This window comes from Streptomyces sp. HUAS ZL42 (genome assembly GCF_040782645.1).
Classification (GTDB): Bacteria; Actinomycetota; Actinomycetes; order Streptomycetales; family Streptomycetaceae; genus Streptomyces.
The window spans coordinates 1419205-1444183 of record NZ_CP160403.1; the positions used below are offsets into that span (position 1 = coordinate 1419205).

Genomic DNA, 24979 nt, shown 5'->3' on the forward strand with positions numbered 1-24979 from the left:
GGCGAGCTGCCGGCAGCGGCGCCGTCGGGCGCGGTTGTCCTCGGTGTCGTACGGGTCCGGCCTGCCGTTGACCTGCCGGGCTCCGGTACGCGCGAAGGAGCCCCGGGCCTGCGAGGACCACGGCACCTGTCGGGTTCCACCGAGGCAGGACAGTCGCATACGGCCGTTTTCAGGTCTCGCACCCCGTGAATTTTTCTTTTCACGTCACCCTTGACACCACCCCGCCCCCACCCGGAGTATCGGCTCGGGAACCTGTCAGACAGGCAGACAGCCAGTCAGGGTCCGCGGCATCGGAGAGGCTGAGCCCATGCACCTTGGTCCGTACGAGCGGCACCTGGAGCTGCTGCAGGAGGTCACCCGGGCTGTGGCGGCCGGTGATTGCCGCAGGCCCTTCACGCAGTCGACCGGTCAGGAAGCCGCCGACGCGGGCATGAGATCGGTCCGGACGGCGGCAAAGGTCTTCAGCTCGCTGCTGGGGCGCCCCTTCGACCTCGACCAGCCCGGCCAGTCGGGCTGGGTGGTCACCGAGTCCTCCCCCTACGGCATTGCCATGAACGTCGGCTACCCGCGCTGCGATCCGGCGGCCGTGGTGGCGGCGGCCGCGCGGGCCACGGCCGGCTGGCGTGCCGCCGGACTCCACCAGCGCGCAGGAGTGGCCGTCGAGATACTGCGCAGGCTGAACACCCGCAGCCACGAGCTGGCCCTGGCTGTGCACCACACCACCGGTCTGCCGCTCGAGGCCGCGTTCCGCGCCGCCGGGCCCCGCGCACAGGACCGCGCACTGGAGAGCGTGGCCCACGCCTTCGCCGAGTGCGCGCGCATACCTGAGGACCTTCGGGCGGAAAGCCCCCGCCGCCGAAGGCAGCCACTGGCCATCCGGGGCACCTCCACCCTGGTGCCGCGCGGGGTGTCGCTGCTCATCGGCTGCCCCGACTACCCCTTGTGGAACGGGTATCCGGGTATGTTCGCCAGCCTGGTGACCGGCAACCCCGTGATCGTGGCACCCCATCCGAGAGCCGTGCTCCCCCTGGCGATCACCGTGCGCATCGCCCGTGAGGTACTGACGGAGGCCGGCCACGATCCGGACATCGTGACGCTGGCGGTGGCGCAGAGCGAAGAGCGCCTCCACCAGAGACTGGCGACGGACCCGGCGGTGCGGATCGTCGACTTCACCGGCCCCGCCCGCTTCGTCGGCTGGTTGGAGCGACACGCCCGCCAGGCGGCTGTGTTCGCGGGCCGGACCGGACCGAACACCGTGCTCGTGGACTCCACCGAGGACTACCGGGGCCTGGTACGGGGCCTCGCCCGTTCCCTCTGCTTGAGCAGTGGCACAGTCCGCACCACCCCGCAGAACATCATGGTGCCGGCGACGGACATCGCCACCGACGAGGGGCCCAAGAGTCTCCAGGACCTCGGCGCCGACCTGTGTGAAACCCTGGACCGACTGCTCGGACATCCGGCACGCGCGGCGCGGCTGCTGGGTGCGGTCGCCGACGACGAAGTGCGCGCGGGACTGGCGCAGGCCGCGCGGTACGGAAAGGTCCTGCACCCTTCCCAGCGGGTGCGCCACCCCGACCATCCCGGCGCTGATCTGCGCAGCCCACTGCTGGTGCGGCTGGCCGCGCGGGACGAGCAGGTCTACGCCCGGGGATGGCCGGGCCCGGTCGCGTTCCTCGTGGGCACCGACTCCACCTCGCACAGTCTGGCGTTGTTCCGGCGGACGGTGCACGCCCAGGGAGCACTGTTCGCCGCGGTCCACTCCACGGATCCGCTGGTGCTGGCGGCCGCGGAAGCCGCGTCACTGGATGCCGGTGTCCATCTGGTGCAGAACCTCAGCGACGAGCTCCCGGCCGACCCTTCCTCAGCCATCGCTGACCTCCCCGCGGCCGGCGCCCACTTCATCACCGGGCGCTTCCAGGTGGCGCGGTCCTGGCAGCACGTCGTGGCAACGGGCCCGGACCCCGCCCTGACCGGCGTGCCGGACTGGTGCGCGGCCTCGGATGCCGACCTCGCGGCTGATCTGGTCGATGCCTGAGCGGGCGCCCAGCGCTCCCGGGCCGTACCTGATGAGGTCTGCACCAAGGCGGGGTTCACATCGCTGGCGAAGCCGGAGAAGTGGATGACGCTCGGAGAGCAGTGAGACACCGGCGTCCTGCCGGTTACTTCCGGGACGCGAGGGATGCCCAGCGTGTCCCGGACGGGCCGTACATATGCGGAATCCTTTCTTCGGCAAGTCCGGCGTACGTATGGTGATCCTGTGAAGGCACTCTTGCTGTCTGGCGGCTCAGGTACCCGTTTGCGCCCCATAACCCACACGTCGGCGAAGCAACTTGTACCGGTCGCGAACAAGCCGGTGCTGTTCTACGGTCTGGAGGCGATCGCAGGGGCGGGCATCACACAGGTGGGGATCATCGTCGGGGACACCGCCGAGGAGATCCGGGAGGCGGTCGGCGACGGTTCCGCGTTCGGACTCGACGTCACCTACATCCCGCAGGCGTCGCCGCTGGGACTCGCCCATGCGGTGCTGATCGCCCGTGAGTTCCTCGGCGAGGACGACTTCGTGATGTACCTCGGCGACAACTTCATCGTCGGTGGCATCACGGATCTGGTGAACGCCTTCCGCACCGAACGGCCGGATGCGCAGATCCTGTTGACGAAGGTGGCGAACCCGACCGCGTTCGGGGTGGCCGAACTGGACACGGCCGGCCGGGTGATCGGCCTGGAGGAGAAACCCAGGCATCCCAAGAGTGACCTGGCGTTGGTGGGCGTCTATCTGTTCACCCCGGCCGTCCATGAGGCCGTGCGCTCGATCAAGCCGTCCCGGCGCGGCGAGTTGGAGATCACCCACGCCATCCAGTGGCTGATAGACGCCGGACGAGATGTGCGTTCCACGACGATCTCCGGGTACTGGAAGGACACCGGGAACGTCACCGACATGCTCGAGGTCAACCGCTCGGTACTGGAGACCCTGGAGCGCAGGGTCGACGGCACGGTCGACGACCACAGCGAGATCATCGGCCGGGTGCGCATCGAGGCCGGGGCGAAGGTGACCGGCAGCCGGATCGTGGGCCCGGTCGTCGTCGGCGCGAACACCGTGATCACCGACTCCTATGTGGGCCCCTTCACCTCGATAGCGGACGACTGCCGGATCGAGGACAGCGAGATCGAGTACTCGATCGTGCTGCGCGACTCCTCGGTGAGCGGCGTCCGGCGGGTGGAGGCCTCCCTCATCGGCCGCAATGTCGAGGTGACTCCCTCGCCCCGCAAGCCGGCCGCCCACCGTTTCGTCCTCGGCGACCACAGCAAGGTGCAGATCTCATCATGACGACCAGGATTCTGGTGACCGGCGGCGCCGGTTTCATCGGCTCACACTACGTCCGCACGCTGCTCGGTCCGGCCGGCCCGGGTGATGTGGTGATCACCGTGCTGGACGAACTCACATACGCGGCCAGCCCTGCCAACCTCGACGAGGTGCGCGATCACCCCGCATTCGCCTTCGTCAAGGGCGACATCTGTGACGCCGAGCTGGTGGGCGAGCTCCTCGCCGAGCACGACGAGGTCGTCCACTTCGCCGCCGAGTCGCATGTGGACCGCTCCATTCTGGGCGCCACCGAGTTCATCCGGACCAACGTCCTGGGCACCCAGACACTGCTGGACGCCGCGCTGCGCCACGAAAGAGCGAAGACTTTCCTGCACATCTCCACCGACGAGGTGTACGGCTCCATCGACTCCGGCTCCTGGCCGGAGACGGACCCGCTGCGCCCCAACTCCCCGTACGCCGCCTCCAAGGCGTCCAGCGACCTGATCGCCCTCGCCCACCACCGCACCCACGGCCTCGACGTAAGGGTGACGCGCTGCTCCAACAACTACGGGCACCACCAATTCCCCGAGAAGGTCATCCCGTTGTTCATCACGAACCTGCTGGACGGCAGGAAGGTCCCGCTGTACGGCGACGGCGGCAACGTCCGCGACTGGCTGCACATCGACGACCACGTCCAGGGCATCGAGCTGGTGCGCACCAAGGGACGTGCCGGTGAGGTCTACAACATCGGAGGTGGCACCGAACTGTCCAACAAGGAGCTGACCGCTCTGCTGCTGGATGCCTGCGGCGCGGACTGGGACACGAGCGTCGAGTACGTCGCCGACCGGAAGGGCCACGACCGCCGCTACTCGGTGGACTGCGGCAAGCTGCGTACGGAGCTGGGCTACGAGCCCCGCAAGGACTTCGCCACCGGCCTGGCGGAGACGGTGACTTGGTACCGCGAGAACCGAGCTTGGTGGGAGCCGCTGAAGGAGCGCGCGGCGCTCTAGGACGGGCCCTGGTGCCGTGTCATCATCCACATCCCTTCTCACGAGCGGGAAACCATGACCACCACTTGGCTGATCACCGGCGCCGCCGGGATGCTCGGGCAGGACGTCCTGGCACGGGTCCGCCGGGACGGCGGGACGGCCGTCGGCCTGCCCCGTGCCGAACTCGACATCGGCGACGCCGACACGGTGCGCGACGCGGTCGAGGCGCACCGACCCCGGATCGTGGTCAACTGCGCTGCCTGGACGGCCGTTGACGATGCCGAGGCACGCGAGGAGGACGCCCTGCGGGTCAACGGCGACGGGCCCCGGCACCTCGCCGAGGCCTGCGCGAAAGCCGGCGCCACGCTGATCCAGGTCTCGACGGACTACGTCTTCGCGGGCGACGGCACCGACCCCTACCCCGAGGACGCCCCGACGGCACCGCGCAGCGCGTACGGGCGTACCAAGCTGGCGGGCGAACGGGCGGTGCTGGCCACGCTCCCGGACGCGGGGTACGTCGTGCGTACGGCCTGGCTGTACGGGGCGGGGGGCGGGAATTTCGTCGACACGATGATCAAACTCGAGTCCGTCAAGGACACCGTCGACGTGGTCGACGACCAGCGCGGGCAGCCCACCTGGACGGTGGACCTCGCGGACCGGCTGGTACGGCTCGGTCGGGCCGCCCTCGACGGTACCGTGCCCGCCGGTGTCTACCACGGCACCAGCGGTGGGGAGACGACCTGGTTCGGCCTGGCACGGGAGGTCTTCCGGCTGCTCGGCGCGGATCCCGGACGCGTCCGGCCGACCACCAGCACCGCCTTCGCACGGCCCGCTCCCCGTCCGGCGTACAGCGTTCTGGGGCACGACCGCTGGCGCCGGGCGGGCATCGAACCCATCCGTCCCTGGCGGGAGGCGCTCGAGGGGGCGTTTCCGGCTCTGCTCGACGAGAAGAAAGGTTCAGCCCGGTGAGCTTCAGGACGCAGCCGACCTCCCAGGTCGACGAGACGGCCACGATCGGTGAGGGGACCACGGTCTGGGACCTGGCCCAGATTCGGGAGGGCGCCCGGCTGGGCAGCGGATGCGTCGTGGGCCGGGGAGCGTATGTCGGCCCGGGGGTGCGGATCGGCGACAACGTGAAGCTTCAGAACCATGCGTTGGTATACGAACCAGCGGTGCTCGGTGACGGGGTGTTCGTCGGTCCGGCGGCGGTCCTCACCAACGACCACTTCCCCCGTTCGGTGGACCCGCAGGGCCGGCTGAAGCGCGGCGGCGACTGGGAGGCCGTGGCCGTGGTGGTGGCCGAGGGGGCCTCGCTGGGGGCCCGTTCGGTGTGCGTGGCGCCGGTGCGCGTCGGCCGTTGGGCGCTGGTCGCGGCGGGTGCCGTGGTGACCCGGGACGTGCCGGACTTCGCGCTCGTGGCCGGTGTTCCGGCGCGCCGGATCGGCTGGGTCGGGCGGGCCGGCGTACGACTGGTCGAGCGGGAAGGCGAGTTGGGCGGGTGGGAGTGCCCCGAGACGGGGGCGCTGTACGACGAGAAGGACGGCGAACTCGTCGAACGCGCATGATGCCTGTTTCCCTCAAAACGCAAATCCTCGAACATCTACAGGCATAACATGTGTGCGAAGTGTGCAGAGCCAGCACAATGAGCACACGAACCGGTAGTGCCCAGGGGGGTTACGGGGTGGGGACACCTGTGCCTGAAATCAGGAGCGACAACCACTCCGACGCTTGACGTCTGACGTCTGCCTTCCGCCGCGTGGCCGTCCGCGCCGCGGCGATCACCAGTCTGTTCGCAACAGGGACCCACAGGGGGGTCGGTGTGTCCAAACGATGACGCTCACACGTCTGGCGGCGCTCGGTCGTGAGGAGCCGCCGCTGCTCGCGCTCGCCCAACGGCTTCTCGCTGTCGCCGAGTCGGGGCTTCCGTCGATGCTGCTTCCCGGCAGCGAGGCCTTCGCCTTCACCATGACGGGGCGTCAAGTCCCCGACGGTTCCTGGACCTTGGAGCGGCGCGGGATCAGCACTCGGTACGCGGCCATCACCGCGCTGGGCGCCCGCTTCCTTCCCGAGGACCGCCAGCGCCCGGTGCTCGGAGGGCGTACCGCCCAGGAGTTCACCGGTCTGCTGGTCGAGTCGCTGCCCGCCGTGACCAACCTCGGTGATGCGGCGCTCATCGCCTGGGCCGCCGCGGAGACGGGGCACCCCAAACTGTCCGACGCCCTCGCGCGAGTCGAAGCGCTGGACGAAGAGGGCCGGCCGCAGTACACCGTCGAGGCGGCGTGGGTGCTGTCAGCCTTCGCGGCGGCACGCGGCACGGTCGACGTGGAGAGACGTTTCACCGCAGCTCGCGACCGTCTGCTGCGGGCCCGGATCGGCAACAGCCCGCTGTTCCCGCACGCCACCGGGCCCGGCCTGGTGCCGTGGTACCGGGCGCACGTGGCCTGCTTCGCCGACCAGACGTACCCGCTCCAGGCCCTGGCCCGCGCACACGCAAGCGGCGACGGGAACGGCGATCCGGAGGCGCTGGCCGCGGCCGAGGCGTGCGCGGCGCGCATCTGCGAGTTGCAGGGCGACGGCGGGCAGTGGTGGTGGCACTACGACGCGCGCACCGGCGGTGTGGTGGAGGGCTACCCGGTCTACAGCGTCCACCAGCACGCGATGGCGCCGACCGCGCTGTTCGATCTCGCCGACGCCGGCGGCAGCGACTTCGACGCGTCGATCCGCAAGGGCCTGGGCTGGATGACGAGCGTGCCCGAACTGGCCGCCCGCCCGGAGCACCCGGAGCCGTTGATCCTCGACGAGCTCGGTGCCACCTGGCGCAAGGTCTACCGGGGCGATCCGAAGAAGGCCGTACGCGCCGCCCGGGGGCTCGGCACCCGAGTCGCTCCGAACCTCCGGCTGAAGTCCCTGGACCGGGTGTACCGCCCCGTGGCCGTGGACCGCGAATGCCGGCCGTACGAATTCGGCTGGATGCTCTACGCCTGGCAGGGGGGCCGAATATGAACGGGCGTCAGTCTCTGTTCGGGGTCGAGCTGGACCCGCTGACCATGGACGAGACCGTACAGCACTGCCTCGATGCCGTCCGGGACGGCAGACAGCTCGAGATCGGGGTGGTCAACGCCGCGAAGCTGGTGAACATGCGGCGGGACCCGCGGCTCGGCCAGGCGGTGGCCGGCTGCGATCTCGTCCTTGCCGACGGGCAGGCCGTGGTCTGGGCCAGCCGGGTGCTGCGCGCCCCGTTGCCGGAACGGGTGGCCGGTATCGACCTGTTCCTGCGGCTGCTGGCCGAGGCGGAATCGGCAGGCATGTCCGTGTACTTCCTCGGCGCGAAGCAGGAGGTACTGGAGGAGATGCTGCGCCGGGTCGCCGACCGCTTCCCCGGCCTGAAGGTGGCCGGCAGCCGCAACGGCTACTTCGACGATTCCGAGCAGGAGGCCATCGCGGGCGCGATCGCCGACAGCGGCGCCCAGATGCTGTTCCTCGGCATGACGTCGCCCAAGAAAGAGATCTTCACCGCCGCCTACGGCGCACGCACCGGCGCCCGCGTCGTGCACGGAGTCGGCGGCTCCTTCGACATCCTGGCCGGGGTCACCAAGCGGGCCCCCGCGTCCTGGCAGCGGTGGGGCCTGGAATGGCTCTACCGCACGCTGCAGGAGCCGCGCCGCCTGGGCCGGCGCTATCTCGCCACCAATGCCGCCTTCCTCCTCATGACGGCGCGCGAGCTCATCCGGCTCACCCCGTCGACCGCTGCCGCGAACAGGAGCCGCTGATGCGTGTCGTCGTGGTTGGACAGGGATACGTCGGCCTGCCGCTGGCCATCCGGGCCGCCGAGGTCGGACACGAGGTGATCGGCTACGACGTCGACTCCCGGCGGATCAAGAGCCTTGCCGCGGGTGAGTCCTTCGTCGAGGACGTCTCCTCCGAGCGGATCCGCGCGGCACTGGACAGCGGCACCTACCGCCCGAGCGAATCGGCCCGCGACTGCGGCGGTTTCGACGTCGCGGTCGTGACCGTCCCGACCCCGCTGCACGAGGGCGCCCCCGACCTCCGCTACATCAGGGAGTCGGCCGCCACCCTTGCCCGCTACCTGCGCCCGGGCGCCACCGTGGTCCTCGAGTCGACCACCTATCCCGGCACCACCCAGGAGCTGTTCGCCCCGATCCTGGAAGACGGCTCGGGCCTGACCGCGGGCGCGGACTTCCACCTCGGCTACAGCCCGGAGCGGATCGACCCGGGAAACGCCGTCTGGGGCTTCAAGGAGACCCCGAAGGTCGTGTCCGGCGTAGACGCACCGTCGCTCAGAGCCGTTCAGGACTTCTACGCGCAACTCGTCGACACCACGGTGCCGGTGGGCTCGCCGAAGGAGGCCGAGCTCGCCAAGCTCCTTGAGAACACCTTCCGCCACGTGAACATCGCGCTGGTCAACGAGATCGCGATGTTCGCGCACCACTTGGGCATCGACGTCTGGCAGGCCATCGACGCCGCCTCCACCAAGCCCTTCGGCTTCATGAGGTTCACGCCCGGCCCGGGCGTCGGCGGCCACTGCCTGCCCATCGACCCCTCGTATCTGTCCTGGCGGGTGCAGCGCGAACTCGGCCAGAGCTTCCGCTTCGTGGAACTGGCCAACGACATCAACAACCACATGCCCGAGTATGTGGCACGCCGCATCAGCGACCTCTTCAACGAAAGACGTCGTTCCGTGAACGGCTCGCGCATCCTGCTGCTCGGCCTCGCGTACAAGAAGAACACCGGCGACGCCCGCGAGTCGCCCGCCCTGCGCGTGTCCCAACTGCTGCTCGACATGGGAGCCCAGGTCAAGGCGGCTGATCCGCACGTCGTCGAAGGCCTGCCGCTGGACACCCGGCTGGTGCGGGTCGACCTGACGCAGGAGGAGCTGGCGGCCGCCGATGCGGTGGTCCTGCTCACCGACCACGACAGCTTCGACTACGAACTCATAGCCGAACACGGCCGCTTCGTCCTCGACTGCCGTCGGCGGCTGTCGCCCGGACCCACGATCGAGGTGCTCTGAGCAATGCCGCGAGTCGTCTGCGTCGCCGGGGCGCGCCCCAACTACATGAAGATCAAACCGGTGATGGACGCCCTGGAACGCCGGGGCGCCGAGGTGCTCCTCGTCCACACCGGCCAGCACTACGACCCGGCCATGAACGACGTGTTCTTCGCCGACCTCGGCATCCGTCCGCCCGACCGCTTCCTCGGGGTCGGCTCCAGCACCCACGCCGAGCAGACCGGACGCGTCATGACCGCGTTCGAGCCGCTTCTCGAGGAGGTGTCCCCGGACCTCGTCGTCGTGGTCGGTGACATCAACTCCACGCTGGCCTGCGCCCTGGTCACCGCCAAGGCCGGACCGCTGCTGGCCCACGTCGAGGCCGGACTGCGCAGCCGTGACTGGAGCATGCCGGAGGAGGTCAACCGGGTCGCCACCGACCGCGTCAGCGACTACCTGCTGGCTCCCTCGCCCGACGCCGCCGAGAACCTGCGCGCCGAAGGGTACCGGGACGACCAGATCCACCTCGTCGGCAACGTCATGATCGACACCCTGCTGGCCAACCTGGAACGGGCCCGGGCCTCGGACATCCTCGACCGATACGGCCTGTCCAGAGGCGAGTACGGCCTGGTCACCCTGCATCGCCCCGCCAACGTGGACGACCCCGAGGTCCTCGCGTCGCTGCTGAAGGCCCTGGGCGAGGTCGCCGGCCACTGCCCGCTCCTGCTGCCCGTGCACCCGCGCGCGGCCGAACGCCTGGCCGACATCGGCGTACCCGGGGGTATCCGGCTCGTACCCCCCGCCGGATACCTGGACTTCATCGCCCTGCAGGACTCCGCACGCCTCGTGCTGACCGACTCCGGCGGCGTACAGGAGGAGACCACCGCGCTGGGTGTGCCGTGCGTGACCCTGCGGGACAACACCGAACGGCCCATCACCGTCGAGCAGGGCACCAATGTGCTGGCCGGCCGGGACCCGGCGCGGATCGTGTCCACCGTGCACCGGGTGCTGGACGATCCGCCCGCGCCGCGCCGGCCCGCACTGTGGGACGGCCGCGCGAGCGACCGCATCGCCGACGTGCTGCTGGAGGGAGGCACCGCGAGCACACGGCCGAGACCCACCGACAAGACGTTCCCCATATGATCCGCCTGCAACATATGCTCGTCGAACGTCTGGTCGCTAGGGGGGACCACCATGGATCTCGCTGAGATCTTCCGGGTGATGCGCAGGCGCTGGTACGTCCTGCTGCCCGGACTGCTGCTGACCGCCGGCCTGATCGTCGCCGTGACCCTGCTGGTTCCGGTCAGTTACCAGTCGCAGAGCACGGTGGTTCTGCTGAACTCCCAGAAGGCCACGCTGGCTTACGACGGCAACCCCTTCCTCAGCACCCAGACCTCGCTCACCGGCATGGCCGACAGCCTGGCCCGCAACCTCAACTCCGACGACTCGCTCCGGGAGCTCAAGTCCCGTGGCGCCAAGGGCACGTTCGACGCCAAGCTCGCCGACAACGCCCAGGGGCCGCTGATGTGGCTCACCGTCACCGGCACCGACAAGGCCTCCGTCCTTGCCTCGGACCGCATCCTGACCGCGTATGCCAAGGAGCGCCTGGAGCAGTTCCAGAGTGAGCAGTCGGTCGCCCCGAAGGCCATGATCCGCATGACGACCATCGTGCCCCCGCAGAGCCCGGTGGCGCAGACCAAGACCCGGCTCGAGTACATGGTGATGGCCGGGGGCCTGGGCTTGGTACTCACCCTGGTCGCCGTCTTCTACGTGGAGGCGCGCCGCCGGTCGCGCACGCCGGCGCACCCGGCAGAATCCGCGCAACCGGTCAGTGACCCCGACGCGGCCGCCGTTTCCCCCGTCACCGCCCCCGAGTCCGCGACCGAGGAGCCGATCGCGGAACAGACGATCGCCCTCCGCACGCCGCCCACCTGGTCGCGGTCCGCCGGAAACAGGCCCGCCGCAGAGCCGCGAGCGGGGCGGCCCGCCGTGGCTGTGGCGCCCGCCCCCGAGCCGCTCGACGAGGAGTCGACTCATGGACAGCGTTCGCACACCGGACAGCGAGACCGCTGATCCGAGCGGCACGCCCGCTCCTCCCGCTCCTGACTCCCTCGGCAGGAAGGTCCGTTCCGCGGCTCGCTGGAGCCTGATCAACACCGTTGTGATGCGCCTCGGCAACTTCGCCACCGGCATCCTGCTGGCGCGCTACGCCCTCGGACCCGCGCAGTGGGGCGTCTACGGCATCGCCCAGACCGTCCTCCTGGTGCTGCTCTCCGCGAACGAGCTGGGCGTGGGCCTGGCCATCGTGCGCTGGGAGGGGGACGCGCGGCGGTTCGCGCCGACCGTACTGACCCTCAGCACCCTCTCCAGCGGTCTGCTGTACGTGGCGCTGTTCGCGGCGGCACCGACCGTGGCCGGCCTGCTCGGCTCGCCGGACGCCGCGGGCGTGCTGCGGGTGATGTGCCTGTGCGTGGTGATCGACGGGGTGGCACAGGTGCCCGGCGGCTTCCTCACCCGTGAGTTCGCCCAGGGCAAGCGGATGATCATCGACGGGCTCAACTTCGTGCTCAGCACCTCGGTGACGCTGCTGCTGGCCTTCCAGGGCTGGGGCGCGATGAGCTTCGCCTGGGGAGCCGTGGCGGGGAACGTCGTGACGCTGATCGGCTGCTGCCTGGCGGCACCGGGCACCCTGAAATTCGGCTGGGACCCCGGGCAGGCCCGGGCGCTGCTGAGGTTCGGGCTTCCGCTGGCAGGGGCGAGCATGCTGGCCCTCGCCGTGGTCAACGTCGACACCATGGTGGTGGGCGCGACGCTGGGAAACGTGTCTCTGGGCTTCTACGTGCTCGCCTTCAACATCTCCGGCTGGCCCGTGAGGATCATCTCCGAGGCCGCCCGCCGGGTCTCCTTCGCCGGCTTCTCCCGTCTGGCCGACTCGCCGCAGGCACTCGCCCAGGGCTTCAGCCGCGCCCTGGGCGTACTGGTCACCGGCACCGTCCCGCTGTGCGTACTGCTGGCCGGCCTCGCGGGGCCGGTCATCGAGCTGATCTACGGGAGCCAGTGGGCTCCCGCCGCCGCGGCACTGCCCTGGCTGATGGCCCTCGGCCTGATCCGCATCGGCGGCGAACTCGCCTACGACTGCCTGGTCGCGATCGGACAGCGCCGGTCGCTCTTCCTGGTGCAGGGCCTGTGGCTGGCGGCCCTGATCCCGGTGCTCCTCGTCGCCGCCCGCCTGAACGGCATTGTCGGAGTCTCACAGGCCCATGTCCTGGTCGCCGGCGGCATGGTGGTGCCCGTGTTCCTGATCGCCCTCAGCCGTGGCGGCATCGGCGTCGGCCGGATCGCCAGGGCCTGTGCGTGGCCCTTCCTCGGCGGGGCCGTGATGGCCGCGATCATCCTCGGCCTGGAGCGCCGGTTCGGTGACGGCCGGCTCGCGCTCCTCGCCATCGGCACCATCGCCCTGGCCGGCTACACGCTGTGCGTACTGCCCAGCCGCGACTTCCTGCGCGGCGTCGGCCGCGGCGAGCGGCCCCACCGCGGCCGGCACCGGGCGTCCGCACCGGTTCGGCCTGCCCGACAGGACTCGAGGTGAGCCGGATGTCACGGCGTATCAGCCGAAGCTCGCTCGCGGGGCTGCTGCTTGCAGCCTTACTGGCGGTCGTGGGCGTGGCCTGCTCGGGATCGGACGGGTCCGCGTTGCCGGACTGCCCGGATGACGCGCTGACCTGCCCCGAGAGCGGGTCCTCGGCGGCACCGAGCGCCGGTTCGTCGACCGCGATCGGCCAGGCGACGGGGCGCCCCGCCACCTCGCCGCCCCCGACGGGGAAGCCCACCGCGACGGGCGGCGCGAGCGGCGCGTCCGGCAAACCCGCGGCCCCGGCCGCTTGCGCCTCTCCCGGCGCCTGTGGCTTCCCCGACGCGGACACGACCGGGCCGCGGATCCGCCTCACGCCCCACAGGACCGGGTACATGGCCGTCCGTACCAACGGGCTCGTCATCCGGGGCTGGGACATCACCGGCTCGCTCGACATCTACGCGAACGACGTCACCGTCATCGACACCAAGATCACCTCGGACAACTGGTGGGGCATCAACCTGCGCCCCGGGTACAGCGGCCTGCGCGTCCTGCACTCCACGATCACCGCCGTGCCCGGCAAGGGGCCGGACAACGGCGGCGTGGACTACGCGGTGTCGAACATGGGGGGCAGCTCCATCGAAGTCGGCTGGTGCGACATCTCGGTGTTCGGCGACGCCCTGTCCATGGGGCAGGGCGATCTGCACGACAACTACGTGCACGACATCGTTCCGTTCATCAACCTGGGCGGCGAGTGGCAGCACACCAACGCGGTGATCAGCGGCGGCGGCAACACCGGGCACCTGATCATCCGCCACAACACCCTGCTGAACCCCACCAGCCTCAAGCAGGGAGCCTCGGGAAGCATCGGCCTGTTCGCGGACACCGGAGTGGTCCGCAATGTCACCGTGGACCACAACTGGATTGCCGGCGGGGCGTACGCCCTCTACGGCGGTGACACGGGCGCCACCGGGATCAAGGTCACCGACAACGTCTTCTCGACGCAGTACCACCCCGCTTCCGGCGGATACGGCGTCGTCGCCCACTGGAACGCGGGCGGCGCCGGAAACGTGTGGCGCAACAACCGGATGTCCGACGGCCGCCCGGTCGAGCCGGAGCCGGCCTCGTGAGCGGCGCCATGGCACGCCGTGTCGCGCGGGCGCCCTGGACGCTGCTCAAGGCGGTCTTCGGCTGGCTGGTGCTTTTCGAGGCCAGGAACAAGGTCCTGCTGGCCCCCACCGCGGTGCGGCTGCGCCGGATCGAGGACGCCGAGACCCGACGGCTGGCCGCCGGGCTGCCGTCGCCGCCCTCGGCGCTGGTCGCCACGGTGATCGCCACCCACCGACGTCCCGGGCCGCTGCGCGCCGCGGTGCGCTCGGCCCTGGACCAGACCGTTCACGACCAGGTCGTCATCGTGGTCGACGACGGCGGGGGACTACCCGAACTCCCCGACGACCCCCGGCTGTTCGCCGTCTCGCTGGCCCGCAACACGGGCGTGGCGGGCGTCGTGCGCAACGTGGGCATCCGCCTCACCCGCTCGCGGTACGTGGCGTTCCTGGACGACGACAACCTGTGGGAACCCGACCATCTGGAACGGACGTTGGCTGTCCTGGAGTCCCCCGACGGGCCCGACGGCGTCTACACGGCACTGCGGCGCGTCCTGCCCGACGGCAGCGAGCAGGACGTCCTGTCGGTTCCCTACGACCGGCGCCGGGCCGCCCGCGAGGCCTTCCTGGACACCAACGCGTTCGTCGCCCGCCGCACGCGCTCCCTGCGCTTCAGCCGCCTGCGCCGGACACCGGAGGTGCTGCCCCGGGAGGACTGGGAGCTGATCCGCCGGTACGGCCGCAGACACCGGGTGCGCCATGTGCCGCACCCCACCGTCCGGTATCTGATGAACCCGGCCAGCTTCTACACGCAATGGCGGCAGCCCAGTTGAGGCTTGCCCCCTTTCCGCTCCGACCACAGGTGGTTGATCCCATGCCCCGCTCCCGAGCCCTCAGAAACAGATTCGTCGACGCACCCGGCTCACTCGGCGAACGACTCCGCGTCGCCCGCTGGGAGCGGTTCCGGCGCTGCTTCCCCGGCATCGAGAACATGAGCGTCGTGGACCTGGGCGGGACGGCCGAGATGTGGCTGCGCGCACCGGTGCGCGCCAAGCACGTCCACCTGATCAACCTGGAGGAACATCCCGCCGGACTGCCCGACTGGATCACCGCGGAGATCGCCGACGTCACCGACCCGGCGGTCGCCGCCGAACTGAGCAGCCACGGCGGCTACGACCTGGTGTTCTCCAACTCGACCATCGAGCACGTGGGCGGCCACAGCCAGCGCCGGATGTTCGTCTCGGCCGTCGAGCAACTGGCGCCGCTGCACTGGATCCAGACGCCGTACCGCTACTTCCCCATCGAGCCGCACTTCGTGGCACCGGGCTTCCAGTTCCTGCCACTGGCCGCCAGGGCACGTCTGGTACGGCACTGGCCGCTCGTCCACAGCCGCCCCGACAGCCCGGAGTCGGCGATGAACGCCGTGATCAACATCGAGCTGCTGACCCGCGCCGAAATGCGCTACCTGTTCCCCCGGTCGGAACTCCTCAGCGAGCGGGTGCTGGGTGCGCCGAAGTCGCTCATAGCCGTAAGAACGGAGCCCGCATGCTGAACAACCTGATCAACAGGCATGACGCGGACCGGTTGCTGCGGAAGGTGCGGAAGCTTGACCTGGACCCGGTGCTGGCCAAGCTGCGGGTGCGCGGTGGCGAGCGGGTGGTCCAGCACTGGTCCCAGGTCGACCCGTCGCTGACCGAGTGGTGGGCGATACCAGAGGTCATCAAGCGGTGGAATCTGCTGATGACCGGCGACGCGGACACGTCCTTTCCGCAGTACGTGGCCGCCAAGCACTTCGCACCGCGCACCGATCTGCGCGGCCTGTCGCTGGGGTGCGGCACCGGCGGAAACGAGCTGCTCTGGGCGAAGACCGGCGCGTTCTCACTTCTGGAGGGCGTGGACGTGGCGCAGCAGCGGATCGACTTCGCCACCCGCGCCGCCGCCGAGAACGCTCTCGCCGACGTCCTGCGCTTCCGGGTCACCGACGTCAACCGGATGACCGGCGACGGGGAACGCTTCGACGTGCTGCTGGGCCTGCAGTCGCTGCATCATTTCGACGACCTCGACGAGACCCTGCCGCGCCTCGCCCAACTGATCGAGCCCGGCGGGATGTTCGTGATCGACGAGTTCGTCGGCCCCACCCGGTTCCAGTGGACCGACGGCCAACTGGACGCGGCGAACGCGCTGCTGGCCCAGCTCCCCGAGGAGCGGCGGCGCCTGGCCGACGGCCGGATCAAGCGCCGCGTCGTGCGGCCCAGCAGGCTGTCGATGGTGCTGGACGACCCCTCGGAGGCGGTCGACGCGGCGGCGCTGCTGCCGGGCCTGCGGCGCCATTTCGAGGTCGTCGAGGAACGCCCGTACGGGGGCACGGTGTTGCACATCGCGCTGTCCGGGATCGCGCACAACTTCCGTGACCAGGAGCCGGAGACGCTCGCGCTGCTGCAGCGGTGCTTTGCTGCGGAGGACGCTGCCTTGCCTGAGGTGGGGCACGACTTCATCGCCATGGTGTGCCGGCCGCGGAGTGCTGGGGGCTGAGGGAAGTGCCGCGATGTGCCGTCGGCCGGCTGCGGCGCCGTCGTGGCTGATCGCGCCCACGCGGCGGAGCCGCATGTCGATACAGCCCCGCGCCCCTTTACGGCGCCCCGGTGGACGCTCACTGCCACGGACCCGGCGTCGTCCGCAGGGCGCCGGGGCGAGCGAGGGCGGCCGCGGCCGCGCGGCTGGCCGGGCGGCCGAGTGCCGCGCGCGAGGTCTCGCGGAGCAGGACGGCGGCGCGGAAGGCGGCCGTGGCGAGTGCGCCGTGCCGACGCCGGTACAGACGGACGCGGTTGAGGGTGAGGAGAGTCCAGAGCCGGGGCGACACCTGGGAGTCGCCCCCCAGGTGAACGGCCTCGGCCGTCGGCTCCAGCTGTGTGACGAATCCCCGATCCCGCGCACGCAGGCAGTACTCGGTCTCCTCCGAGTAGAGAAAGAAGGACTCGTCCCACGGACCGCAAGCGGCCAGGCAGTCCCCCGAGACGGCCATGAGCGCTCCGGTCGCCCAGTCCGCGCGTGTGGGCCGCCGATACGCGGCGGGGTCGGTGACGAGCTCGCTCAGGGCCGGGAAGCGCCCGGCCCGGGTGTTGCCGATCACGGCCTCGCCGAGGGCTCGGAGCACGCTCGACTCGCGGCGCAGCGAGTGATGGGGCGTGTCCCTGCCTTCTTCGTACAGGAGGGGTACGGCGATCCCGACCCCGTCCCCGAGGCCGTCGACGAGACGTTTGGCGCAGCCCTGCCGCATCCGGATGTCGGGATTGCAGATGAGCGCGGCCCCGTACTCGCCGGCCGCGGCCAGCGCCGCGTTGACGCCGGCCGCGTACCCGGCGTTGCGGCCGGTCTGGACGACCGTGGCGTCCGGGGCCAGCACCCGCAGCACCTCGACGGTGTCGTCGGAGGAGTCGTTGTCGGCGACGACGAGCCTCCAGTCGAGGCCGGCCATGCCATCGGGAAGTGCGGCGAGGAACCCGGGGAGCACCGAGGCGCTGTTCCAGGTGACGACGATGACGGCGACGGGGCTCATCGGGACTCCGCGAGTTGAGGGAGCTGGACTTCGGATGCCTTACGGGGGGCTGGGACGGCGGCGGCAGCCGCCTCGCGGCGGATGAAGCCGAGGTAGCTGCCGCCGGCGCCCAGGGTCAGGAAGAACATCCCGGCGTACATGGGGAAGCTGAGCGCGTCGAAGGTGGCGCTGATGACCAGGGCGACCAGAGCCGAGGCGAGAAACGCCTGCCCGAGTTCCCGGTCCGAATCGGTGCGGGCCAGCCGGCGGATGGCACCGCCGGTGTGAATCCCGGTGACGAACAGGGCGAGAAGGGCGACGAGCCCCACGAAGCCCATCTCGGCGAGGGTCAGCATGTACTGGTTGTCCGTGAAGAAGTACAGGTCGGGGGTGAAGGTTCCGAATCCGCGTCCGAACCAGGGGCGTTCGTCGAGATAGGGGACGATCGCGCTGTACTTCACGGTGCGCGCCTGGGTGCTGCTGTCGGAGTTGGACAGGAAGCTGGCGAACAGGTTGGTGATGGTTCCGATCAGCCCGGGAATGATCACCTTGAAGCCGGCCACCGAACCCAGGACGATGCCGATCGCGGCCCACCGCCGCTGCGGCTTCCAGCGGGGCACCATCACCAGGATCGCGATGAAGGCGCCGATGATGGACGTCCTGGACACCGTCAGCGGAAGCGCACCGGCCATGATCGCCACAGGGGCCCAGCGGCGCAGCGCGCCGGCGTGCCGGCGCACCGGATCGAACGCCTGGTGGACGGCGAAGGGAACCAGGATGGCCAGCATCCCCCCGAACTCCAGCGGATGAGCCGTGGTGGAGCGCGGCCGGGTGAACGACCCTCGGTCCATGGCGCTGATCCCGGCGGTGCTCGAATGCAGGCCGGGGATGTGGATGGAGTCGGCGACGTTGGTCGCGGCGAAGAAGTCGTAGTAACCGATCAGGGCGACCACCGTGCCCAGGACGACGAGCCGGCGCATCAGGGTCTCCAGCCGGCTGCGCTCCTGGATGCCGGCCGAGGCCAGTACCACCAGCGCCACCCACACCCCGAGCCCGATGAGCCCCCGGTCGGCCCCGAGGACCTCCTCGTGCGAGCTCTGGCGTGTGGCGGCCGCGAGGTACGACAGCAGCACCGCCGCGGCGAGCACGCACATCACCACGCGCGGCAGCCTGGTGCCCTTCGCCGGAAGGATGCGGCCGCCGAGCCAGGTCGCCAGGTACCAGAGAAGTCCCAGCAGGGCGAAGACGTTCGCCGGGGTGCCGACGCCGCCCAGCGCGGGCAGGGTGAGGTTCGACGGGACGAAGAAGGCCAGCACCAGATAGCCGGTGAGGATCGTCGTCGCGTCGAGTCTCCGCACCAGCAGGCCCTTGGGCCGCTCGGGGGGACGGGCGCGATGGCGCCGGGGCACGTATCCGGCCAGGGCGCGTCCCCGGCGGCGGACCACCGCGACCCCTTCGGCCAGGATGGACAGCAGGAACGCGCTGACCATCCCGACGATGACGACCGCCGCGATGCCCTGGTACCGGCTCTTCGACTGCGAGACCGGTGTCTGCGGCAGGACGACCGGCGCGGTCTGCACCGCGTACACCGCCGGCACCTTGGACGCGGCCTGCAGGGCCTTCAGCTGCTCCCCGGTGAACTTGGTGAGGACGGTGGTCTCCCGGAGCACCTTCGCCCGGTCGGTTCCGGTGACGCTCAGGGTGAGCAGGGGGCTGTCGGCCTGCGGCGCGAAACCGACCGTGTACTGGTCCGTGACGCCACGGGAGCGCAGTTCCTTGGCCGAGTCGCTCGACTGGAGCGTTCTGATCAGCACGTCGGCCGTGACGACGAGCGAACCGCCCGCGTTCGACAGGGGGTTGCCGAAGGTCGGCGCGAGATCGGCGATCGCCGTGGAGTCGAGCAGCGTGACGGAGCTCTGCGACTCGTAGGACACCGGGATGGTCCGGTACAGATACCCGCCCGCGAGAAGACTGATCAGGGTCAGGGGCACCATGAAGTACCAGCGCCTGCGCATGATCGCCAGGAGGTCGGCAAGGCTCATGAGAACTCCCAACCGGTGGCGGCTCGCCCCGGCGCCTGCGAGGATCGGTGCCGACGGAAGGAATCCCCGTGTCGCCCCGTGACGTCGCCGAAGCGCTGCTGCGCCGCTGGTACGTGCTGTTGCTCGCGCTCGCGCTGACGGCCGCCGGAGCCTACCAGGTGCTGCACCCCGCCCCTCAGTACCTGAGTTCGGCGGTCGTCGTCCTCAAACCGCCCGTGACCGGCAACCAGCCGAACCAGCTGACGAATCTCCAACCGCCGCTCGCCACCCTCTCGTACGGGGTCATCCAGCAACTCGAGTCGCCCGCCGGGCGCAAGGAGTTGGAGTCCGCAGGCGTGCACGGGACGTACCAGCTGATCCCGCGCAACAGCGGCACCAGCGCGACGCCGCGCTATCTGATCCCCTCGGTGCAGGTGCAGGCGCAGCGGTCCGGCGCCGTGGAGGCCGACACGGCGGTCAGACGGCTCATCGAGGTCTACACCAAGCACGTGACGGACCTGCAGGACGCCCAGGGGATCGCACCCGCCTCGCGGATCAGCGCGTCCGTCCTGGTCGCCCCGAGCGCCGCCCCGGTGCAGGGCACCAGGACCCGCGCCCTGGCCGGTACGGCGCTGCTGGGCGCAGTCGCCGGGATCCTGGGCGCCCTGTGGCTCGACCATGTCGCGCTGCGGCGCAGGAAGCGCGAGGACGGCTCCCCGGACCCGGTCCGCCATACCGCCGGGATTCCGGTGGCCAACTGAACTGAACCGATCACGCATCAGATACCGCGGCGCTTCCAGGACTCCCACCACAGCCACTCCCGCCCGCGCTCGGCCACGGCCGACCACACCAGGGGCTGGAGGTACGGCATGGCCTTCGGCCCGATGCGTCTGCGCAGCCGCAGCGCGCGGTACTCGGGGAGCGCCGCGTATCCGGGCAGGCACTCCTCGGCGAACGCCACGCACTCGTCGACCGGTACGACGTCGGTACGGCCCCGGTCGTAGGCCCGGTAGGCGCGGCGCAGGGCGTAGCGGGCGAGGCGGGTGTGGACCTGGTCGGCCAGACGGTCCGCGTGGGGCAGCCGGTCGGCGCACTTGGCGAGCACGGAATCGAAGGCGACGAGGCGCTGGCGCAGGTCGTCGAGCTGGCCACCGAAGTCGACGGTGGACATGTTCTTGCCGTGGACGCGGTAGAAGGCCTGGTCGGCGCCGCGGACATAGCCGACGTCGGCATGTGCGGCGAGCCGCATCCACATCTCGATGTCGCCGGCGTGGGGAAGGGCGGGGTCGTAGCCGCCGACCTTTCGCTGGAGGCTGGTGCGGACGACGACCTCCGGCGAGGTGATGCAGCCGGTGCCCTCGCGGAAGCGGCGCTCCAGCCACCACTGCCCGGGATAGACGACCGAACCGGTGCTCTGCGTGCGGGCCTTCGGCAGCGGGCCGCCGTGCTGGAAGCGCAGGGGGCGCCCGTAGGCGAACCCCGCCTCGGGATGGGCGTCCAGGATGGCGGCGGACCGGACCAGCGCGCCCGGGACCAGGCGGTCGTCGGCGGAAAGGAGGGCCACGTAGTCGCCGTCGGCCCACTCCAGGAGGCCTTCGTTGTACGTGGCGATGTGGCCCTTGTTGGTTTCGTGGACGTGGACCTCGATGCGCGGGTCGGCGGCCGCCAGCTTGTGGGCGGTCTCCGCCGAGTCGTCGGGTGAGGCGTCGTCGATGATGAGTACCCGGACGTCAACGCCGTCCTGCTCGTCCAGGACGCTGCTCACGCAGTCGGCGAGGAAATGGCCGTACTTGTAGCAGGGGATCACAACACTGACAGTGCTCATCGGTGAGAAAGCCAATCCCCGGTGCCGGCCTCGGGGGGAGGCCGGCACCGGTGGGCACTAGTGCTTCTTGCGGACGGTCTTGCTCGTCAGGACCCAGCTGCGGGACTTCACCGTGTTGCGGTGCTTGTCCCGGGCCGTGACCGTGATCTTGAATCGCGTGCCGTCCGGCAGCGGGGCGGACAGATGGACGGACATCTTGTGGGTGGCCCGGTCGTAGGAGAGGACGGCCTTGACGTCGAGCTTCCTGGCGGCCGCGGCTTTCGCGCCCGGCAGGACGGTCACCGTCGCCTTCACCGACGACAGCCCGGTCGTTGTGGGCAGCGTCGTGACCAGTGGACCGGCCGCGTCCGCGGTGTGCGACAGCGAGGACGCGGTCACCTCGGAGGAGGTGGCCGCGGAGAGCTGTGCGCTCGGGTCGTCGGCGGTGAAGACCGGGCCGACCCAGTAGTTCGCGGATCCGTAGGAGCCGGTCGGGAAGCCCACGTCGCTGCCGTACCGGTAGAGCCCGTTGTGGGCCGAGCCGGTGTCGGCCGGCGCGGTCAGCGGATAGGACTGGTGGGCTGCCGCGAAGTAGCCGCCGTCCACCGCGTAGTGGCCGTTCGGCGCGTGGTAGGAGACGACGTACGCGGTGTCGGCGCTGATCGCCACCGGGGTGGCGAAGGTCATCGTCTGCCAGCCGGTGGCCGTCTCGTTGGTGAAGGTGCCGGAGGCGAGGAGCGTGCCGTCGGCGGACCAGAGGCTGCCGGTGTGGGTGCCGGTGTTGCCGGCGCCCTTGTAGAAGGTGACGCCGGTGATCCAGCCGCTCACCGAGGACTGGAACCGGGTGCCCAGCTCAAGGGAGTTGGGGTCGCCGGTGACGTCGGTCGTGGCCGGCACGGCGCCGGCGTTCCACAGCGTGCAGGGGCAGGTGACCGCGGGCGGGGTGGAGCTGGTGGTGAAGCTCCATGTGACCGGGGCGTCCATCTCGTTGCCCCACAGGTCGGCGGCCTGAACGGAGGCGGTGTACGTGGTGTGCAGGGCCAGCTCGGTGGACGGGGTGAAGGTCGCGCTGTTCGACGCGGGAACCGTCTTGGCCCCCGGCACGGTGTTGCCGGCCGGGTCCTTCACGGTGAACGTCAGACTGTCGGCGTCGATGGCGTGGTCGAAGACCGCCGAGACCGGTGCCGTGATCGCCACACCGGTCGCCCCCGACGTCGGTGAGGTCGAGGTGACGGTGGGCGGGGTCGTACTGGCCCCCGAGGTGTCCAGCACCACGTCGACCCAGTAGTTGCTGCCGGAGGACTGCGAGGACGGGAAGGCGCTGGTCGAGGTGTAGCGGTAGACGCCGTTGCCGCCGTCGGTGCCGGACTGCAGTGCCGTGAGCGGGGCCAGGCCTGCGGCCTTGCCGGAGAAGTAGCCGCCGTCGTAGGAGTATCCGCCGTTGGGGGCGAAGTACGAGGCGACGTAGGTGGTGTTGGCCTTGACCGGCACCGGGGTGGCGAAGTTCAGCTGCTGCCAGCCGGAGGCCGTCTCGTTGGTGAAGGTGCCGGTGGCCAGACGGGTGCCGGAGGCACTCCACAGGCTGCCGACGTGGGTGCCGGTGTTGACGGGTGACTTGTAGAAGCGGACGCCGGTGATCGATCCGGCCACCGTGGTGCGGATCTTCACACCCAGCTCCACCGAGCCACCGTCGCCTCCGTTGACCGTGCCGGGCACGGCGGTGGCGGGCCATACGGTGCAGGGGCAGGCCTGCGGGCCGACGGTCACCGGGACGGTGGTGACGGCTCCGATGTTGACGCTGTCGTCCACCGCGCGGACCTTGATCGCCTCCGAGCCCGGGGCCGTCGGCGTCCAGCTGTAGCTCCAGGATGCCAGGCCCTTGGCGGCGTTCCAGGTCGTTCCGCCGTCCGTGGACACCTCCACGCGGGCCACCACACCGCTCGAGTCGGTGGCGGTACCGGTGATGGTGACCGGCTTCAGTGCCGGGATGGTGACCCCGGAGGCCGGGCTCGTCACGGTGACGGCCGGGCCGGTGGTGTCGGTGGAGGCCGTGGCGGTGACGAGGTTGCTCTGCAGGGACTTCGGCTGGACGCCCATGTCGGCCAGGACGTTCACCGTGGCCTGCTGCATGCGGGCGTCCTCGGTGACCACCACGTCATCGGGGTTGTACACCGGGAGGTTGGTCAGACCCCACGACCACTGCACGGTCCCCGCCCCGAACACCAGGGCCCCGGAGTCCTGGTCGCGGAACTCGACGAGATTGTGCGTCGCGGTGCCGTTGCCGTACATGTTGCCCCAGTCGAGGCGGTACTTGCCGTCGGTGATGTCCACCGTCGTGGACGACAGGTGGATCGCGCCGGCGGGCCTGGTGCTGTTCTCGATGTCGCTGTCCCACTCGTAGCCGAGGGTGCCCGCCGGGAAGGTGGCGGTCTGGCTCGAGGTGAGGTTCGCGACGGAGGTGTTGCGCCACAGCCGGTTCTTGCCGTACGAGCCGGGAACCGTGATCGCGTCGGCGCGGTAGCCGTTCACCTGGAACATGGAGCCGGTGAGGATGTTCGGCGGCTGGTAGGCCGTCCCGTAGGAGGTCATGGCCGGGTCCATCCAGGTGCCGGTCCAGGTGCCGCTGGGGTCGGCGATGCCGTTGCCCTGCGCCATCTTGGTCATCTTGTAGCAGACCAGGGTCCGGTTCGCCGTGCTGGTGCCGTCGATGCTCGGGGTGAACCGCGTCTTCCAGAAGACCTCGTTGCCGCTGAAGAACGCCTGCCGGACACCGGCCTTCCTGGCCGCCAGGACATTGGAGTACTGGCTCTGCGTCCAGTACTCGTCATGGCCGGAGGACACGTACACCTTGTGGTTCAGCAGCAGGGATCCGTTGGTCGACACGTCCACGCCGGACAGGTAGCTGACGTCGTAGCCGTTGCGCTCCAGCCAGGACAGCATCATGAACTCGGAGCCGTAGATGCCGTTGTCACCGCCGATGTCCAGCGGCCGGTTGTAGCTGACCTCGTAGGCGCGGCCGTCCGGCGCGGGCCCCGTGCCTCCGTAGAGATCCTGGCCGCCGTAGTCGTTGTAGGCCTGCCACGTCTGGTCGCTGGTCTGCACGACGATGTCGGAGGTGCTGGAGTCCTTGCGGACGACGAACGGGTACGGCATCAGGCCGTCGCCGTCCGTCTGCGCCAGGTTGGCGATGTAGAGGCCGGACACGGCGTCGCTGGGCACCGTCCAGGTCGCGGTCACGGGCCAGTTGCCGCAGTCGACCAGGCCGGTGCTGCTCTTGGTGGTGCAACTGGCCGGATTGGCAGTGTAGTTGGCCGGATAGGTCACGGCCGCCTGGGCCGCGGTCGACATCAGGCGCGCCCCGTTTCCGCCGTACCAGCCCAGGCGATAGATCTCCACGCGATACGAGACCGGCGACTGGACCTTGAACTGGACGGTGTCACCGGCCTGGACGCTCTCCTTGGTGGTGAAACCCTTGATGTCACCGTAGGAGTTGGGCGAGTACCAGTCGGACATCGGGCTGCCCGTCTTGGAGTTCTCGCAGACGACGGGGTTGGAGCCCGACCCGCACGGATCGGCCACCGCCTGGGCGGACCCGGCCAGCGGGAGCACCGCCACTATCAATGCTGCCACGACGGCGAGGCGCCCGC

The 24979-nt window shown here is 70.2% G+C and carries 20 protein-coding genes; 16 read left to right on the forward strand and 4 right to left on the reverse strand.

The genetic code is table 11. The features are described 5' to 3' along the window. The first annotated feature begins 307 nt into the window (after positions 1 to 307). The 15 genes from ABZO29_RS06715 to ABZO29_RS06785 all read left to right on the forward strand — a co-directional run bounded on the left by ABZO29_RS06715 (position 308) and on the right by ABZO29_RS06785 (position 16504). Positions 308 to 2035, forward strand: a complete 1728-nt coding sequence (locus ABZO29_RS06715) for an aldehyde dehydrogenase family protein (protein ID WP_367319207.1) — start codon at positions 308 to 310, stop codon at positions 2033 to 2035. A gap of 222 nt (positions 2036 to 2257) precedes the next feature. Further along, a complete protein-coding gene (locus tag ABZO29_RS06720; protein ID WP_367319208.1) occupies positions 2258 to 3325 on the forward strand; it encodes a glucose-1-phosphate thymidylyltransferase in 1068 nt (355 codons plus the stop codon). Next, positions 3322 to 4311, forward strand: a complete 990-nt coding sequence (rfbB, locus tag ABZO29_RS06725; protein WP_367319209.1) for a dTDP-glucose 4,6-dehydratase — start codon at positions 3322 to 3324, stop codon at positions 4309 to 4311. The genes ABZO29_RS06720 and rfbB overlap by 4 nt, the downstream gene beginning before the upstream one ends. A gap of 54 nt (positions 4312 to 4365) precedes the next feature. Further along, the gene (rfbD, locus tag ABZO29_RS06730) at positions 4366 to 5259 is read left to right on the forward strand and encodes a dTDP-4-dehydrorhamnose reductase (RefSeq protein WP_367319210.1); all 894 of its coding nucleotides are present in this window, start codon (positions 4366 to 4368) and stop codon (positions 5257 to 5259) included. Further along, positions 5256 to 5855, forward strand: coding sequence for an acyltransferase (locus tag ABZO29_RS06735; RefSeq protein WP_367319211.1), 600 nt, complete (start codon positions 5256 to 5258; stop codon positions 5853 to 5855). Before rfbD ends, ABZO29_RS06735 begins: the two co-directional genes overlap by 4 nt. 265 nt (positions 5856 to 6120) lie before the next feature. Beyond that, positions 6121 to 7293: a hypothetical protein gene (locus ABZO29_RS06740; protein WP_367319212.1), complete on the forward strand. Its 1173-nt coding sequence runs from the start codon at positions 6121 to 6123 to the stop codon at positions 7291 to 7293. Next, positions 7290 to 8060: a WecB/TagA/CpsF family glycosyltransferase gene (locus ABZO29_RS06745; RefSeq protein WP_367319213.1), complete on the forward strand. Its 771-nt coding sequence runs from the start codon at positions 7290 to 7292 to the stop codon at positions 8058 to 8060. Before ABZO29_RS06740 ends, ABZO29_RS06745 begins: the two co-directional genes overlap by 4 nt. Then, the gene (locus ABZO29_RS06750; RefSeq protein WP_367319214.1) at positions 8060 to 9319 is read left to right on the forward strand and encodes a nucleotide sugar dehydrogenase; all 1260 of its coding nucleotides are present in this window, start codon (positions 8060 to 8062) and stop codon (positions 9317 to 9319) included. Before ABZO29_RS06745 ends, ABZO29_RS06750 begins: the two co-directional genes overlap by 1 nt. 3 nt (positions 9320 to 9322) lie before the next feature. Beyond that, a complete protein-coding gene (gene wecB / locus ABZO29_RS06755) occupies positions 9323 to 10438 on the forward strand; it encodes a non-hydrolyzing UDP-N-acetylglucosamine 2-epimerase (protein WP_367319215.1) in 1116 nt (371 codons plus the stop codon). A gap of 51 nt (positions 10439 to 10489) precedes the next feature. Beyond that, a complete protein-coding gene (locus ABZO29_RS06760; RefSeq protein ID WP_367319216.1) occupies positions 10490 to 11368 on the forward strand; it encodes a chain length determinant protein in 879 nt (292 codons plus the stop codon). Continuing rightward, positions 11331 to 12884, forward strand: coding sequence for an oligosaccharide flippase family protein (locus ABZO29_RS06765; protein WP_367319217.1), 1554 nt, complete (start codon positions 11331 to 11333; stop codon positions 12882 to 12884). The genes ABZO29_RS06760 and ABZO29_RS06765 overlap by 38 nt, the downstream gene beginning before the upstream one ends. 5 nt (positions 12885 to 12889) lie before the next feature. After that, a complete protein-coding gene (locus ABZO29_RS06770; RefSeq protein WP_367319218.1) occupies positions 12890 to 13996 on the forward strand; it encodes a hypothetical protein in 1107 nt (368 codons plus the stop codon). A gap of 8 nt (positions 13997 to 14004) precedes the next feature. Further along, positions 14005 to 14805: a glycosyltransferase family 2 protein gene (locus ABZO29_RS06775; RefSeq protein WP_367319219.1), complete on the forward strand. Its 801-nt coding sequence runs from the start codon at positions 14005 to 14007 to the stop codon at positions 14803 to 14805. Between the two features lie 41 nt (positions 14806 to 14846). Then, positions 14847 to 15524: a class I SAM-dependent methyltransferase gene (locus ABZO29_RS06780; protein WP_367319220.1), complete on the forward strand. Its 678-nt coding sequence runs from the start codon at positions 14847 to 14849 to the stop codon at positions 15522 to 15524. Further along, the gene (locus ABZO29_RS06785; RefSeq protein ID WP_367319221.1) at positions 15518 to 16504 is read left to right on the forward strand and encodes a class I SAM-dependent methyltransferase; all 987 of its coding nucleotides are present in this window, start codon (positions 15518 to 15520) and stop codon (positions 16502 to 16504) included. Before ABZO29_RS06780 ends, ABZO29_RS06785 begins: the two co-directional genes overlap by 7 nt. A 118-nt stretch (positions 16505 to 16622) precedes the next feature. On the opposite strand, the gene ABZO29_RS06790 is transcribed toward ABZO29_RS06785, so the two are convergent. Together ABZO29_RS06790 and ABZO29_RS06795 are read right to left on the reverse strand one after the other, a co-directional pair. Then, positions 16623 to 17528 (reverse strand): glycosyltransferase, encoded by a 906-nt coding sequence (locus ABZO29_RS06790; RefSeq protein WP_367319222.1) that lies wholly within the window; start codon positions 17526 to 17528, stop codon positions 16623 to 16625. Next, positions 17525 to 19549: an O-antigen ligase family protein gene (locus tag ABZO29_RS06795; RefSeq protein ID WP_367319223.1), complete on the reverse strand. Its 2025-nt coding sequence runs from the start codon at positions 19547 to 19549 to the stop codon at positions 17525 to 17527. The genes ABZO29_RS06790 and ABZO29_RS06795 overlap by 4 nt, the downstream gene beginning before the upstream one ends. A gap of 68 nt (positions 19550 to 19617) precedes the next feature. On the opposite strand from ABZO29_RS06795, the gene ABZO29_RS06800 reads away from it, so the two are divergent. Further along, positions 19618 to 20289 carry a hypothetical protein gene (locus tag ABZO29_RS06800; protein ID WP_367319224.1) on the forward strand — a complete coding sequence of 224 codons (672 nt, stop codon included), beginning with the start codon at positions 19618 to 19620 and terminating at the stop codon, positions 20287 to 20289. A 17-nt stretch (positions 20290 to 20306) separates the two neighbouring features. On the opposite strand, the gene ABZO29_RS06805 is transcribed toward ABZO29_RS06800, so the two are convergent. Together ABZO29_RS06805 and ABZO29_RS06810 are read right to left on the reverse strand one after the other, a co-directional pair. Further along, complete coding sequence (locus ABZO29_RS06805; protein WP_367319225.1) at positions 20307 to 21353, reverse strand: glycosyltransferase family 2 protein; 1047 nt, start codon at positions 21351 to 21353, stop codon at positions 20307 to 20309. Positions 21354 to 21410: 57 nt separating this feature from the next. Beyond that, a complete protein-coding gene (locus tag ABZO29_RS06810; RefSeq protein ID WP_367319226.1) occupies positions 21411 to 24962 on the reverse strand; it encodes a DUF4082 domain-containing protein in 3552 nt (1183 codons plus the stop codon). Between the last annotated feature and the right edge of the window lie 17 nt (positions 24963 to 24979).